This is a genomic window from Spirillospora sp. NPDC047418 (assembly GCF_040643275.1).
Lineage (GTDB): Bacteria > Actinomycetota > Actinomycetes > Streptosporangiales > Streptosporangiaceae > Spirillospora.
The window spans coordinates 1-14,318 of sequence record NZ_JBEYTW010000107.1; the positions used below are offsets into that span (position 1 = coordinate 1).

Genomic DNA, 14,318 nt, shown 5'->3' on the forward strand with positions numbered 1-14,318 from the left:
GGCCCAGCCAAACGCCACCCCGTCCCCCGCAAGCAAGATCGAAAGCAACCCGCGGCGTGACAAGAAGTCGCAGGTCAGAGGTTAAAAGACAAGCTTAGAGGCTCTTCCTTGCGATGAGCGCTACCGCGATGAGTGATTTGCGGTGTTGCTGGAAGACCTGGCGCATGTCCAGGACGCGTCGGCGGGCGTCTGCTTGCATGAGCAGGTTCTTGCCGAAACGCAGCGCTCCGACCAGTCCTTCGTCTGAGACGAGGCGCCGTGACTGCAGCAGCGCCATGGGGGCCGTCTCGACCCACTCGACGACGAGGCCGTGCTCCTGGAGAACGGCCGTCCACTCTCGGGGCGTCTGCGGGCGGGCGTTGACCTTGATGCTGCGTGCCAGCGCCTGCCGCACCTGCGTTTTGACCTCGTCGCCGATCCCCTCTGGGGTGAGGCCGAGCTCGTGGATGGCGTACCGTCCGCCGGGACGCAGGACCCGGGCGGCCTCGGCGACGATCGCGTGCTTGGCCTTATCGCCCTGCATCGTGAGCATCGCCTCGCCGACCACGACGTCAGCGCTCGCATCGGGCAGTCCGGTCGCCGAGGCGTCCGCGACCTCCACCGTTCCGCGCGCACCGATCACGTCCTGGACACCGGCGGCAGCGTCCGGATCACGGTCGACGCCGACATACCGAGCGGGATCGCGTTCGAGGATCTCCTGTGCGGTGCGCCCGAGGCCGGGTGCCAGCTCGACGACGTCGCAGCCGCGGATGTCCGCCTGATCGAGCATGCGCCGTGTCAGCGCGATGCCTCCCGGACGGAGCACCTTCTTGCCCAGCCGCGCGAGGAGCCAGTGCCCCTGAACCTGTTCACTGGAACGCCCCGAGGCGGGAACCGTGTGCGGTCGCTGGTCCACCGTGACTCCTTCGACTCAGCGGTTGATTAGGCAAGCCTAACCTAACTAGTCCGGGTCGCGCTTCGGATATTGGAACGCACCGTTCGGGTGGTCGACAGGCGCTACCTGCGGCGGCGCGCCCATGTGGGGAAGGTCTCTCGACCCACGGCTTCCAGTGGCTTGTTTTTCTCACATCTTCGTCTGTAAAAACTAGCACCAGCCGTAATATCCCCCCACTGGAGGTTCCGTGACAGCGTCACCGGCACCGCCCCTCAAGCGACGCGGCCCGCTCATCGGTCGCGGCTGGGTCCAGGCCGCCGCTCTCATCACCGCTTTCGGCTTCTTCGTCCTGGTGCTGATGGGGTTCCAGAGCTACCGGTCGACTCCCCCGATCCCCGAACGCACCGTCGCGGCCGACGGCGGGACCGTGTTCACCCATGCCGATGTCATGGCCGGCCAGGACGTCTTCCTCAAGAACGGCCTGATGGAGTACGGCTCGATCTTCGGGCACGGCGGCTATCTCGGGCCCGACTTCACCGCCGACTACCTGCACCGCGCGGCCCTGCTGGTCAACCGGTCCCATGGCGGGACGGACGCGCCGCTGGAGCAGACGATCAAGGACTTCCGGACGAACTCCTACGACGAGGAGTCCGGCACCCTCACCATCTCCGCCGCGCAGGCCGCCGCCTTCACCGAACTGACCCGGCACTACAGCGAATTCTTCGCCCAGCCGCAGGGCAAGACCGGGCTGCGCCCCGAAGCGATCACCGACCCGGCCCAGGTCAGGCAGCTGACCGCCTACTTCGCCTGGAGCGCCTGGGCCTCATCGGTGGAACGTCCCGGCAAGCACTACAGCTACACCAACAACTGGCCCGCCGAGCCGCTGGTCGGCAACTCGCCGACCGGATCGACCGTGGTGTGGAGCGTGATCAGCCTCATCGCGCTGATCGGCGGCACCGGTGCGCTGTTCGCCGCGTTCGGACGCTGGAACTGGCTCGGCTGGCACGGCCGCGACCAGCGGGAGTTGCGGTTCAAGGAGCCGCGGACGGTGCCGCTGACGCCCAGCCAGCGGGCGATGGCCTGGTTCTTCTTCGTGATGGCCGGGATGTTCCTGGTCCAGACGTTCGCCGGGGCCGCCGCGCAGCACTACCGGGCCGACCTGGAGAGCTTCTTCGGCATCCCGCTGGACCGCTGGCTGCCCTACAACGTGATGCGGTCCTGGCACGTCCAGCTATCGCTGCTGTGGGTGTCGACCAGCTTCCTGGCCGCCGGGATCTTCCTCATCCCGATGATCACCCGCCGCCGGGACCCCAAGGGCCAGGCGAAGCTGTCGTATCTGCTGCTCGGCGCGCTGGTCATCGTGGTAGTCGGCTCGCTGCTGGGCGAACTGGCCGGCATCCACGGCGCCTTCGGCGACCTGTGGAAGTGGATCGGCATGCAGGGGTGGGAGTACCTCGACCTCGGCAAGTTCTGGCAGATCCTTCTCACCATCGGCATGGCGTTCTGGGTGGTGATCCTGTGGCGCGGCATGCGGCACCGGCTCGCCGGAGAGCGCCGCAGCAACCTGCCCTGGCTGTTCTTCTTCGCCGCGCTGGCGCTCCCGATCGTCTATTCGGCCGGGCTGATGACCAGCAACGACACCAACTACGCCATCTCCGACTTCTGGCGTTTCATGGTCGTCCACCTGTGGGTCGAGGACTTTCTGGAGCTGTTCACCACGGTGATGGTCGCCTACATCTTCGTGCTGCTCGGCGTGGTCAGGGAGAAGATCGCGCTGCGCGTGGTCTTCCTCGACATCATCCTCTACAGCGTCGGCGGTGTCATCGGGACCGCACACCACTGGTACTTCAACGGCGAACCGGCCGAAGTACTGGCACTGGGCGCGTTCTTCTCCGCCTTCGAGGTCATCCCGCTGACCTTCCTCACCGTCGAGGCGTGGACGTTCATCCGGCTCGGAGCGCGGCAGGAGTCCAAGAGCCCGACGCCCTTCCCGCACCGCTGGGCGGTCATGTTCCTCGTCGCGGTCGGCTTCTGGAACTTCCTCGGCGCCGGCGTGTTCGGGTTCCTGATCAACCTGCCGATCGTCTCCTACTACGAGATCGGGACGATGCTGACCGCCAACCACAGCCACGCCGCCATGATGGGCGTCTACGGGATGCTCGCCGTCGGCTTCGCGATCTTCGCCCTCCGCTACCTGGTCCCGGAGAAGTACTGGTCCGACCGGCTGGCCTCCATCAGCTTCTGGTCACTGAACGCCGGCCTGGCCTGGATGTCCTTCGCGACACTGATGCCGCTCGGCATCCTGCAGCTCTACCACTCGGTGGACATCGGCTACTACGACGCCCGCAGCCTGGAGTTCATCAGCAACTCCACCAACGCCCTGTTCGAATGGCTGCGCCTACCCGGTGACGTGCTGTTCATGACCGGCGGAGTACTCCCCCTGCTCTGGCTGACCTGGCAGGCCGTCCGGCACCGCGGACAGCACGTGCCCGGGGAAAGCGGCGGCAGCGCCACGCAACCTGCGGCCGTCCCCACCGGCCCCGACGCGGACGGAGCCCCGCAGGAAGCGGAACTGGCCCTGTTCACCGAGGTCATCGACCACCCCCAAGCCACCAGCGGGCAGAGCTGAGCAGCCCGCAAGGAACCGGAAGGAGTCGGCCATGCGGCCCGAAGCCGTCTTCGTCGCCTGCTACGCGCTGGTGCTGGTCGGCGTGGCAGGCGGCCTCCACCGGCTCGGGAAGATCGACACCTCGCCCTGGCGGAGCCGGGCCCTGGCCGCCCACCGGCGGCAGGCACCCGAACCACCGCCCACCGACCGGGCGGACTGGCCGCATTCGGAAGCGGGCCGGCTCAACACCCTCATCGCGCTGATCACGGCCCTGTCCGCGGTCACCCTCGTGATCGTCGAACTGGCCCGTCACCACCGTCCCGCCGAGATCGCACTGCTGAGCACCGCAGGCCTGGTCGCGGCCACGACCATCACTCTCCTGCTACGCGCGTTCACGCGCAGACCCCCCACCCACCCGTGAAACCCGCCCCGAGGGCCCACCGGCCCTCGGGGCCCCTTGGGCGGACGCACCACCCAGCACCCGACACAAGACCGCCCAGCAGACCTCCGCGGCATCCGGAGCGGGATCGCTCGGTGGGACGGACCCGCTAACGACAGCTGCCCTGCCACCGCCAGGCCGACAGTTCGGCAGCGAACATCCAGGCCTCAGCGTTCCAGGTGGGCAGCACCCGGGTTCTACCAGCCAGACGCAGCACCTCCCCGAGCGCTTCCAGCGCGTCTGGCTCCCCGAGCTCGTGCACGACTCCACCCACCTTGCGGCAGGCTGCCCGATACCTCCTTTCGCAGACCAGGCCGGGTGGGGGCGCCTGATACGAGAGGTTCGTCCTGCCCGGCGGCGACACCTCCTGGTCATCGACGACGTCACCGGCCACGACCTGCAGGCAGCCGTCGCGATAATCGCATTGATCGCATTGCGCACATGCGCGGCATCGCCCTCGGGCCGCAGCGGGGTTACCCTCCAATACTCCCTCAGCGGTCTCTCGATACGGCCCATCACCCCGCCGAAGCGCCGCCGCGCGGCCAGTGGAGAGACCAGTCCGTCGCCCAGGTGATCTGCGGCCAGGACATACCGTGAGAGCGCGGTGAATATCAGTGTCAGCTGCTCCACCTCGGCCTGGGCGACCTGCCAGGGACCGGGTGCCCAGGTCATGGGGGCGGTCTCGATGAGGGGTAGCCGACCGGATCCATTCCGGATGCCTGCGTCGGCTCCACCACGCCTATCGGCGCTGTCGGCATACTCAGGAGGCGGTGTGCGCGAAGGGCGAGGGCCATCTCAAATCTCCAGTTCAGATTGTCGAGTCGTTCACCGAAGATCTCTTTTAGCTGGCGCATCCTGTACCGCACGGTCTGCGGATGGACGGAGAGTTCCGCCGCTGCTTGCGTGTTGGAACCGTTGGAGAGCCAGGATAAAAGTGTCTCTAAGAGACGGGATCGCCGCTCAGGCGTGAAGTCGGCCAAGCTCGCGGTTTTCAGCTCGACGAACTCATTCATCATGTGCTCGTCACGCAGAATCAGCAGTGTCGTCAGGTGATCTTCGCAGTGCACATGTGCGGTAGTCCCGAAGAAGCCTCGATGCATTAGCGAGATGGCTCCTTCCGCCATCCTCAGAGAGGTCCGTGCCTCGGCCAAGGGGACGGTCGGGCCGACCGCGAAACGTGTTCCCCACAGGCCGCGTTCGAATCGTTCACGTCGCCCTGGCCCTTGGGGGTCGGGGACAAGGATGCGCGGTACGGGGCGCTCGATGTCCATGAGCACGTCAGTGCCGAGGGCAGGAGGTAATCGGCTCTCGCTCTGCCAGCCTTCACTCAGCACGATGCAGGCCACCGAAGTCGGCAGGCGCCATTGCGCGGCCCGCGCCAGGGCGGCGACAACGTCCATCGTCGCGATCGGTGCAGCGGATACAAGAATGTCCAATAAACGCCGCCGTCGAACCTGGAGGTCGTCTTTCCATTCATCGGCTAGATCGGAGTAGGCGATCACGGTGTCCACGCAGATTTCTTCCACGCGGGAGTGGATCTGCTCGGCGAGCGAGTCGAGTTGTTCTCGCGAGAGGCCGACTTCACTGCCGACGCGCGCGAAACGGCGCCAGGCGACCCAGGCGCTGCGCCGAAGGATGGTGTGGAGCGTGTCCGAGTCCATTCCGTGCAGATACGCGGCCCGGCCGAGGGCACGGCAGACCCGGGCCCGGTCCGCCCGGGAGGCCAGCGGATCGGTAAGGCGCTGCACGATTCGGCGGAGTCTTTGGGCGGCGAGCGGAGTGACGCTTGAACGCAGATTTCCGCGGCCGCTGTCAGAGAGAAAGGGAGCCGCCTTGTACATTTCTTCGATGATGTCTTCTGCCAGGTGCGGCAACTCTCCCTGCAGGCGTCCGACGAGACATCGTCCCAACACCGGTTGCGAAGAGAGGGAGCGGCCGCTGCAGCGGACTTGAGGGGCGGGAGTGAACATGGCTGGATGTCCCGTCATCTCGGCCTCAATGGTGCCTCGGGTGGCGCCTGCCGGGCGGACACGGCCCGCTGGGATCGGACACTTGCGCCTCACCGCAGGAGTCACCCTGCTGCTGGTCGAATGCACGGTCTGGTGGTCGGCGTGTTCCGGCCGCAGGTCACCTCGGCTCGGGGATCGGCTCTCCGCTGGCGTGCCTGGGGAGGCGGCCTTGGGCGCCGAGCCAGGCGATGGTGTCGCGGAAGGTGTCGATGGTGGGGCGATAGGTGAGGTCGAGGTCGGTGAGGGTGGCGGTGTCGTCGGCGGGGCGTCCGGACGACATGATGACCGCGGCCTCGTAGGACAGGGGTGGGACGTCCCTGCCCTGGACGCGCATCGCGTCGAGTTCACGGCCGATCTGGATCATGTCGTCGACGGGAACGACATGGTAGGGCACGGGGCGCCCGGCCGCGCGGCTGAGGAGTTCGGCCCAGTGCCGCCAGGTGATGTAGCGGCCGCTGGCGAAGTAGCGGCGGGGGCCCTGGCCAGGGATGAGGGTGCGGGCGATGAGGGTCGCGAGGTCGCGTACGTCCAGGACGCCTAGGCCGCCGTCGGGTGCGTACATCCCGGACCGCAGCGCGGCGATCAGCGCACTGTGGCTGCCGTCCAGGTGGGGGCTGTGGGGGCCGTAGACACCGCCGACCACCAGGGTCGTGATCGGTGCGCCGACGGCCTGGGCGGCTTGGACGTACTCTTCGGCCAGGCGCTTCTGGGCGCCGTAGGCCGACAGAGGATCGGCCAATGGGGTGCTGTGGGTGATGATCGGATCGGCGGCGGGCAGGTGCACCGTGATCGTCGAGGTGTAGACGATGGGATCGAGGCCCAGCTTGACGGCGGTGTCGACGATGAGGCGGGTGCCATCGATGTTGGCGGTGCTGGACGGGCCCCGGCCGCCGGCGACGCCGATCTCCGCGGCGCAGTGCAGCACGGCGTCGCAGCCGTCCAGCGCGGCCTCGACCGTGTCGGGATCGGTCATGTCGCCGGCCACGACTTCGGGGCGGTCGGATTCGGCGATGCCGAGAGCCGTCAAGACCCCTGGGACTTTCGCGGGGGTCCGGGCCAGCATCCGGACCTCGTGCCCGGTGTTGAGGATCTCGCGGACGGCGTGGGATCCGACGAAACCGGTTCCACCGGTGACCAGGACTTTCACGGAAGACTCCAAGGGTTCGGGCGTGGGGGAAGGTCGGCCCTTTGAACTCCGAGGGGAGGGCCAATGCCTCCATCCGTCATGCTCGGGCCGGCGTGGTGGCGCGTGCTGGCCGACGGTATGGGGTCATGTCAGGGCGCGACGGGTGGGTGTGAACCGGATGGGCATCGTCTCGTAGCCGGAGACGAAATTGGCGGGCCGGTGGGCCGGTTCTTTGTCGCTGAGCGGCTCGAGATCGGGCAGGCGGGCCAGGAGCTTGGTGAACATCACCTGCATCTCCAGGCGGGCCAGGCTGTTGCCCAGGCAGAAGTGGGGGCCGTTGCCGAAGGCCAGGTGCTCGTTCGGGCTCCGGGTGCTGTCGAAGGTGTCGGGGTCGGTGAATACGGCGGCGTCCCGGTTGGCGGACGGGTAGAGCAGTAGGAGGGTGTCGCCGGCGGCGATGTCGCGTCCGTCCAGGACGGTGTCGCGGGTCGCGGTGCGGGCCATGTTCTTGATCGGGGACACCCAGCGCAGCATCTCCTCCACTGCGGTGGGGATGCCGGACGGGTCCCGGGTGAGGGCGTTGCGCTGGTCGGGGTGTTGGAAGAGCTGCCACATTCCGCCGGAGATGACGTGCCGGGTGGTCTCGTCTCCGCCGATGAGGATGAGCAGTGACTCCTGCAGCAGCGAGTCGTGGTCCAGCCGGTCACTGTCGACGGTCGCGTGGGTGAGCACGCTGATGAGGTCGTCGCGGGGGCAGGTACGGCGGTCGGCCACGACGGCGGAGGCGTAGTCGTTGAAACCCGCGAACGCCTCGGCGGCGCGGGCGAGCAGGTCGGGGTCGTCGCCGCCGGTCAGCGCCCGGAGCATGTCGTCGGACCAGGCCAGCAGGGTCTGCCGGTCGGCGGGCGCGATCCCAAGGGCGTCGCCGATCACGATCAGCGGCAGTTGTGCGGCCAGATCGGTGACGAAGTCGCATTCGCCGCGCTCGCAGACCCGGTCGATGATCTCGTCGCAGAGCCGTTCGAGGTACTCGCGCCGGCCGGCGACGCGCCGCGGGGTGAACCCGGCGCTGACCAGCTTGCGCCGCAGCTTGTGCTCGGGATCGTCCATGTCGATCATCATCGGCATGGGGTCGGCATCGGGACGGATGCCCTCGCCGTTGCAGAACAGCTCAGGATGGCGGGAGACGTACTTGACCGCCCCGTAGGTCGATACTCCCCAGACCTCACCGCGGGGATCCCAGTAGACGGGCGCGTTGTCCCTGATCCAGCGAAGCTCGGCGTGCGGGTTGCGTCCCCAGAAGTCACCACTGACCAGATTGACCGCGTCGTTGACCGGCTGATCGGACCTGGACATCGTCATCGAAGACACGACTGGCTCCTTTTCCATCGAGCAGGCCCGCACCCGATCGCGATGCCGGGGCGCGAGGCGCCGAAGTGTGCCGGGGACCGATGCCGCGCCGTATCGGCCTTGTAGTGGTGCCCGGGTCGCGCCCGGGCATACGACAGTACATAATTTGAATCTGTGTACTGTCAATAGCGGTCGGGCGTCTGATGGAATGAGGAGCATGCGCACCCACGGGTGGCGGGGGGATCCGCCCACCAGCGACCAGGAGGCCCGCCAGCGGATCGTCGATGCCGCGGCCCGCTGCATCGACCGCTACGGCGCCCGCAAGACCGGACTCAGCGACGTCGCCGACGAACTCGGCGTCACCCGCGCCACCATCTACCGGTACTTCCGCAACATCGAAGAGGTACTGAAGGCGACCTCGCTGGCCGCAGCCGGCGACTTCGCGGCCCGGATCAAGGACCACGTCGCCGACATCGACGACCCCACGGAAATCCTCGTCGAACTGGTCGCCCACGTGATCGAGCGGCTTCCTCACGAGCCCCATGTCGGCCTGCTCATCACCACCGGCAACACCGCCAGCCTCGGCATCGAGATACTGTCCCAGACCGCGATCGGGCTCACCACCGACCTGCTGCGCGAACTTGGGATCGACTGGCGGGAACTGGGCTACCCCGGGGACGCCCTGGACGGATTGGCGGAATACCTGCTCCGCCTGCTGCACTCCTACATCCCCGAGCCGCGCAGACCGCACGCTCATGACGGCGATCCGCGGCCCTTCCTCCGCCGTTGGCTCATCCCCGCGGTCACCGCCCAACCAACCATCACCACTTCCGGCCGCCATGGCACCCGGTAGAACGCGTTCTCGATTACTCCGTTCGCCAGCCAAGCGGCCTAGCTAGGTGAAGACATCCAGGCGATTCAGTGCTGTTAACCGCCACATCGCGCGAGTGTTGCCGCGGCTGCGTCGTGTATCGCTGACACAAACCGATACCGAAGAGGGTGACCTTGGCTGGAACACGTTCTACTATTCCGATGTGGTCCACTGCAGGGAAACCCGCATCGTCGCCAGCGCGTTGGCGCGGCTCAGCCTGATCGACCTCCTGCTGGCTCACCAGCGGGAGGTCGCGTGCGCGAGGGAAGCGAGGGCAATGAAGTACCAGAACCTTGAGTTGTGCGGGTAGGTCCCTGGAGTGCGCCTCCTCTTCGGCGCCCGATCGGTCATGCGCCTATGGAGCGCCATAGGCCTGGTCACTGACCTGCCGATCGACCAGAGCCCACCTTCTCGACTGTCGCCGCCGATCCCGTTCCGAGGCCGGCGCCGCCCGCCATTCCCTCTCCCATCACGAGTACAGCATTGAACGGCGAGATCGTTACGGCCCAGCATCGCAGATGGAGTATGCACTGATCAGCGTCCTCATCGGCGCAGTCGCACTCAGTGGCTGCTGTGGACGACGACAGCCTGGACCATCCGATCCGTTGATCATCCCAGAATCCGGCGTGGAGCAGGGAGACCGATGACCACCACCAATGGTCGAGGGAGCTGACATGACATTGCACACCGCATCGCTCCAGGGCATCGACCTGACCGATCTCGACCGGTTCGTTGACGGCTTCCCCTATGAGGTGTTCGCACGGCTACGCCGCGAGGCTCCCGTCTGGTGGCACCCGCCGACCGAGCACACCCCGGGCGGCGAGGGGTTCTGGGTGCTGAGCCGCTACCGCGACATCCTCGGCGCCGCCGCCGGCACGGCGGCCTTCTCCTCCGACGGCACCGCCGTCCGCGACGGCGGCGGCACCCTGCTGGAGGACCTGCCGCCCGGCCTCGCGCCCGGGACGATGCTGAACATGACCGACCCGCCGCGGCACGCCAAGTTCCGCCGGCTCTTTCAGCGCAACGTGGCGCCTCGGGCGCTCGCCGGGATCGCGGACGACCTCAGCGGCCGGGCCGCGCGCATCGTCGACGCCGCGGTCGAGCGCGGTGACTGCGACTTCCTGGTCGACGTTGCGGCAGAGCTTCCGCTGCAGGCGGTCGCGCAACTCCTGGGTGTCCCCCAGGAGGACCGGCACCGGCTCATGGAATGGGCCAACGCGACGCTCGACTACGCCGACCGCGACCTCGGCCAGGCGAGCGAGGCCAGTAAGCGCGCCGCGGCGGAGATGTTCACCTACGGGAGCGAACTACTCGAGCGCAAGCGCGACGCTCCCGGGGACGACCTGCTGTCGGTGGCCGCCACCGCGACGATCGACGGCGAACCGCTGGCCCCCATAGAGCAGCAAATGGTATTCAGCCTGCTGATCGCGGCCGGCAGCGAGACCACCCGCAACGCCATCGCAGGCGGCATGCTCGCCCTAGCCGAACGGCCGGCCACCTGGCAGGAACTCGTCGACGACCGCACCCTGCTCGACCCGGCAATCGAGGAGATCTTGCGCTGGACGTCCCCAACGCCGTACAACCGCCGTACGGCTACCGCCGACACCAAGATCTCCGGCACCGCCATTGGCGCCGGAGAGAAGGTCACCCTGTGGTGGGCGTCGGCCAACCGCGACGCCACTGTCTTCGATGACCCCGACATCTTCGACATCCGCCGCACTCCCAACCAGCACCTCGCCTTCGGCCGCGGACCGCACTTCTGCCTCGGCTCTGGCCTGGCACGTATGGAGATGCGGGTCATCTTCGAGGCGCTCCTGGACCGCGTCGCCGACTTCGCCGTCACCGGGCCCGTGCGCCGCGTCCGGTCCAACAAGCACACCGGCATTCGGCACCTGCCGATGCGCCTGGAGGGACGATGACCGAGCATGTGAGCCAACGCTACGGCGAAGCGGTCGACGAGGCGGACCTGACCGGACTGATGTCCCTCTTCGCCGATGACGCGGTGCTGCACCACCCGGTCGGCACATACACCGGAGCAGAGGCTATGAGCGGCTTCTTCCGCGACGTCGTGTTCACCGGGAGGGCGGTGACCAAGATCGCTACCTCATGTGGCGACGACCACCGTGAGCGGGTGGAGACCGAGGCGACCAGCCCGCTCAGCCAGGATGGCGGGCAGGTCCACGCTGTCGACGTCTTCGACCTCAACGGCGAAGGCCGGGACAGCCGACTGGCGATCTGCTACCGGCGAAGAACCACCACGGCGCGTAGGAAGGTGTAACCGGCCACGGCTGTTCAGTCGCGACTGCCCGGGAAGGCTCACCCCCGACCACGGCGATCATCCGCCGCGGGACGACGTACCGCTCAACGGACGCGGCCAGCGGCGCGTCCCTCTGTGCGCCGGCGGGCTGTGCTCGTGAACGATGATCCGGCTGCTCTGTGCCCGCCGCAGCTTCGAGCGGTGCCGCCGAAGAGGTCCTCATCACGGACTCATCGCTTACTACACCGGTCGGCTCGTCGTGGCCACCCGTGGACCCGGCCAATACCGCTCCCCCGGCTTGCCCCGCCCGGCCTGCACGTGCAGTGAGATCTCCGGCCGGCAGCCGGCACCGTTCATGACTGCGGCCTCGCAAGGCACCGGTGGACGGTCGTGAAGGTAGGAGCCGATCACGTCCGGTTGGTGATCGAGGCGCGGAAGCGGTAGCGGTCGCCTCGGTAGACCTGCACGGTCAGTTCTACCGGGCGTTCCGCCTGGTTGAAGGTCAACTGGGTCGCGACAAGCATCAGCATGGTGTCGCCAATCCCGAACAGCTCGATCTCTCGTGGCGTCGGATGGCGGGCTTCGACCTCGTAGTCGGCGACGCGCGGCAGCTGCGGTGGGTCCGCCGCGCGCAGGGTGGCGTACAGCGAGGCGTTGTTGAAGTCGGTTTCGGCCAGGGCCGGGCAGGCCGCCAAGGGGAGCCGGTTGTGTTCGAGCACGACCAGCAGGTCGTACTCCGACATCGTGTTCGGCCTGTTCGCGATCTGCGGCTACCAGTTCTCCCCGCGCATCACCGACCTGGGCGACACCCGCTTGTGGCGCACCAACACCCGCGCCACCTACGGCCCCCTCGATCACATGTCCCGCCACACCGTCCGCCTCGACCGCATCCGCGCGCACTGGGCCGACATGCTCCGCGTCGCCGGCTCCCTCACCACCGGCCAGGTGCGGGCCTACGACCTGATCCGGATGCTGTCGCGCGACGGCCGCCCCACCGGCCTGGGCGACGCGTTCGCCCACTACGGCCGCATCTTCAAGACCCTGCACCTGCTGCAGTTCATCTACGACGACGGCTACCGCCGCATGATCGGCACCCAGCTCATTGTCCAGGAAGGCCGCCACCGCCTCGCCCGCCGGATCGCTTTCGGCAACCGCGGCCAGCTCCGGCCAGCGCTACCGCGAAGGAATGGAGGACCAACTCGGCGCGCTCGGCCTCGCCCTGAACGCCGTGGTGGGACACTCTCTACCTGGACGCCGCCGTCAAGCAGATCCGCGCCGACGGGTTCCCCGCCACCGACGACATGTGCGCCCGGATCTCGCCCATCGCTTATGAGCACATCAACTTCCTGGGCCGCTACGCCTTCACCCGCGCCGAAGTCGCCGCTGGGCTGGGCCCCTTCCACGACCCCGCCCACGAAGGGGACGCATCCCCCGGTGCGATGTCAGCGTCAATGTCATGAAGTGGTGGCGACGCAAACCCGCACGACCCGCAGACACCGATCCCGAGCTCGCCCGAATCCGGCAAGAACTGGTGTGGAAGTTCGGGGAGGAGATACCTACGCCATCCGGCTGACCGCCAAGGATGCGACGCTGATCTGGCGTCCGACCTGGCCGGAACCGCTTCCTGTCGACGAGTCCTTGCAGCAGATCGACGGCATACTCAGCGAGCGGTTCTCGCTGCTGACCTCCATCAGAGTGGAGGTCCAGCCCACCGCGAACGGCCGCTGGCTGGTCTGCACCCCCGGCGAAGGCCCCTGACCCCGGCAGTACCCAGCCAGCTCCCCGAGACGGGGCTTGAGCAAGCAACCCAACGGCGCTGCTCAGGCAGGCGCGTCCATCGCCCGCTGGTCGGCGTCGGCCTGCTCCGCCTCGGCCAGGGCGCGGTACAGCGAGGCGACCGAGGGCGGCTTGCCCGCGTCCTTCCCCGTGGAGATCTTCAGCTTGGCGGCGATCTCGGGGACTGGGACGCCCTTGGCGCGCAGCGCCTGGGCGAAGGTGAGCATGTCCTCGTCGATCACCTTGGGGCGGCCGCCGTGGTTGCCCTTGGCGGCGTCGGCCTGCTGGCCTTCCAGCGTCTTGTCGCGAATGTAGTCGCGGTCGAGCTGGGCGGAGACCGCCAGCACCGCGAACAGCATCGCTCCCAGCCCGTTGGGGTCGTAGATCCCGGTCAGCGGCCCGGAAAGCAACTCCAGCTCGATCCCGGCGGCCTGCAGGCCACCCGCCAGCGTCATCAGCTCGGCGGCATTGCGCGCGGGCCGTTTGAGTTCGTGCACGGTGAAGATGACCGTCTGGCTGGGCGCGGCCGACTTGATGTCCCGGCACAGCGCGAGCGCGGCGTCCAGCTCGGGCCGCACCTTCACCCGCGTGGAGATCTTCTCCGAGAAGGTCCGCGCGCATCCGGCCGTGCGCAACGCGATCAACTGGCTGTCGAGTTCCTGGTCTTTCGTCGAGCAGTGCGCGTACCCGATCCGGATCGCCGGCGCGGCCGGGGCCACCTCGGCAGCCACCACCGGCCGCAGCGCGTACCACACCGCCCCCGGCCGACGCCCGGCCGGAACTGGAACCTCCAGCAGTTCACGCAGCGCGGGTACCAGGATGAACCGTGCGGTGTGGTACTTGGAGGCGACCTTCCCGCCCCGCGTGCGGCACGGGGACGGCGCCATCACCTCGTAGTTCGGGCAGTCGAAGCGCTCGACCGCCTCAGCGGCCTCCTCCGGCGTCAGCTCCACTGGCCCAGTCTCGCAGAACCCTGCGCACAGCCACCCAGTTCTGCGAGGAATTGTG

Annotated in this window: 13 protein-coding genes; 7 read left to right on the forward strand and 6 right to left on the reverse strand. The window is 67.8% G+C overall.

All coding sequences use genetic code 11. From position 1 onward, the window contains the following. Positions 1-94 precede the first annotated feature (94 nt). On the reverse strand, positions 95-895 hold the full coding sequence (locus ABZ806_RS38550; protein ID WP_500223345.1) for a class I SAM-dependent methyltransferase: 801 nt from the start codon (positions 893-895) through the stop codon (positions 95-97). 226 nt (positions 896-1,121) lie between these two features. Here ABZ806_RS38550 and ABZ806_RS38555 point away from each other — a divergent pair, with 226 nt between their 5' ends. Continuing rightward, on the forward strand, positions 1,122-3,503 hold the full coding sequence (locus ABZ806_RS38555) for a nitric-oxide reductase large subunit (protein WP_500223347.1): 2,382 nt from the start codon (positions 1,122-1,124) through the stop codon (positions 3,501-3,503). Between the two features lie 31 nt (positions 3,504-3,534). Then, complete coding sequence (locus ABZ806_RS38560; RefSeq protein ID WP_500223350.1) at positions 3,535-3,903, forward strand: hypothetical protein; 369 nt, start codon at positions 3,535-3,537, stop codon at positions 3,901-3,903. A 686-nt stretch (positions 3,904-4,589) separates the two neighbouring features. Here ABZ806_RS38560 and ABZ806_RS38565 read toward each other — a convergent pair. The 3 genes from ABZ806_RS38565 to ABZ806_RS38575 all read right to left on the reverse strand — a co-directional run bounded on the left by ABZ806_RS38565 (position 4,590) and on the right by ABZ806_RS38575 (position 8,418). Next, positions 4,590-5,909, reverse strand: coding sequence for a PucR family transcriptional regulator (locus ABZ806_RS38565; RefSeq protein WP_500223352.1), 1,320 nt, complete (start codon positions 5,907-5,909; stop codon positions 4,590-4,592). 139 nt (positions 5,910-6,048) lie between these two features. After that, positions 6,049-7,077 (reverse strand): NAD-dependent epimerase/dehydratase family protein, encoded by a 1,029-nt coding sequence (locus tag ABZ806_RS38570; protein ID WP_500223354.1) that lies wholly within the window; start codon positions 7,075-7,077, stop codon positions 6,049-6,051. Between the two features lie 123 nt (positions 7,078-7,200). Beyond that, the gene (locus tag ABZ806_RS38575) at positions 7,201-8,418 is read right to left on the reverse strand and encodes a cytochrome P450 (RefSeq protein ID WP_500223411.1); all 1,218 of its coding nucleotides are present in this window, start codon (positions 8,416-8,418) and stop codon (positions 7,201-7,203) included. 205 nt (positions 8,419-8,623) lie between these two features. On the opposite strand from ABZ806_RS38575, the gene ABZ806_RS38580 reads away from it, so the two are divergent. From ABZ806_RS38580 to ABZ806_RS38595, 4 genes are all read left to right on the forward strand, one after another. Continuing rightward, on the forward strand, positions 8,624-9,259 hold the full coding sequence (locus ABZ806_RS38580; protein WP_500223355.1) for a TetR/AcrR family transcriptional regulator: 636 nt from the start codon (positions 8,624-8,626) through the stop codon (positions 9,257-9,259). A 46-nt stretch (positions 9,260-9,305) separates the two neighbouring features. Next, positions 9,306-9,587 (forward strand): hypothetical protein, encoded by a 282-nt coding sequence (locus ABZ806_RS38585; protein ID WP_500223357.1) that lies wholly within the window; start codon positions 9,306-9,308, stop codon positions 9,585-9,587. Positions 9,588-9,951: 364 nt separating this feature from the next. Beyond that, positions 9,952-11,196, forward strand: coding sequence for a cytochrome P450 (locus ABZ806_RS38590; RefSeq protein ID WP_500223358.1), 1,245 nt, complete (start codon positions 9,952-9,954; stop codon positions 11,194-11,196). Further along, positions 11,193-11,555 (forward strand): nuclear transport factor 2 family protein, encoded by a 363-nt coding sequence (locus tag ABZ806_RS38595; RefSeq protein ID WP_500223361.1) that lies wholly within the window; start codon positions 11,193-11,195, stop codon positions 11,553-11,555. The genes ABZ806_RS38590 and ABZ806_RS38595 overlap by 4 nt, the downstream gene beginning before the upstream one ends. A 386-nt stretch (positions 11,556-11,941) precedes the next feature. On the opposite strand, the gene ABZ806_RS38600 is transcribed toward ABZ806_RS38595, so the two are convergent. Next, the gene (locus ABZ806_RS38600) at positions 11,942-12,277 is read right to left on the reverse strand and encodes a UTRA domain-containing protein (RefSeq protein WP_500223363.1); all 336 of its coding nucleotides are present in this window, start codon (positions 12,275-12,277) and stop codon (positions 11,942-11,944) included. A 1-nt stretch (position 12,278) separates the two neighbouring features. Here ABZ806_RS38600 and ABZ806_RS38605 point away from each other — a divergent pair, with 1 nt between their 5' ends. Next, positions 12,279-13,292 (forward strand): Tn3 family transposase, encoded by a 1,014-nt coding sequence (locus ABZ806_RS38605; RefSeq protein ID WP_500223365.1) that lies wholly within the window; start codon positions 12,279-12,281, stop codon positions 13,290-13,292. Positions 13,293-13,354: 62 nt separating this feature from the next. Here ABZ806_RS38605 and ABZ806_RS38610 read toward each other — a convergent pair whose 3' ends face one another. Then, the gene (locus tag ABZ806_RS38610) at positions 13,355-14,263 is read right to left on the reverse strand and encodes a recombinase family protein (RefSeq protein WP_500223367.1); all 909 of its coding nucleotides are present in this window, start codon (positions 14,261-14,263) and stop codon (positions 13,355-13,357) included. Positions 14,264-14,318: the final 55 nt, after the last annotated feature.

Coding starts and splice junctions, on each gene's coding strand:
- ABZ806_RS38560 (WP_500223350.1), top strand. CDS start 3,535: ATGCGGCCCGAAGCCGTCTTCGTCGCCTGCTACGCGCTGGTGCTGGTC.
- ABZ806_RS38565 (WP_500223352.1), bottom strand. CDS start 5,909: ATGACGGGACATCCAGCCATGTTCACTCCCGCCCCTCAAGTCCGCTGC.
- ABZ806_RS38575 (WP_500223411.1), bottom strand. CDS start 8,418: ATGACGATGTCCAGGTCCGATCAGCCGGTCAACGACGCGGTCAATCTG.
- ABZ806_RS38580 (WP_500223355.1), top strand. CDS start 8,624: ATGCGCACCCACGGGTGGCGGGGGGATCCGCCCACCAGCGACCAGGAG.
- ABZ806_RS38590 (WP_500223358.1), top strand. CDS start 9,952: ATGACATTGCACACCGCATCGCTCCAGGGCATCGACCTGACCGATCTC.
- ABZ806_RS38595 (WP_500223361.1), top strand. CDS start 11,193: ATGACCGAGCATGTGAGCCAACGCTACGGCGAAGCGGTCGACGAGGCG.
- ABZ806_RS38600 (WP_500223363.1), bottom strand. CDS start 12,277: ATGTCGGAGTACGACCTGCTGGTCGTGCTCGAACACAACCGGCTCCCC.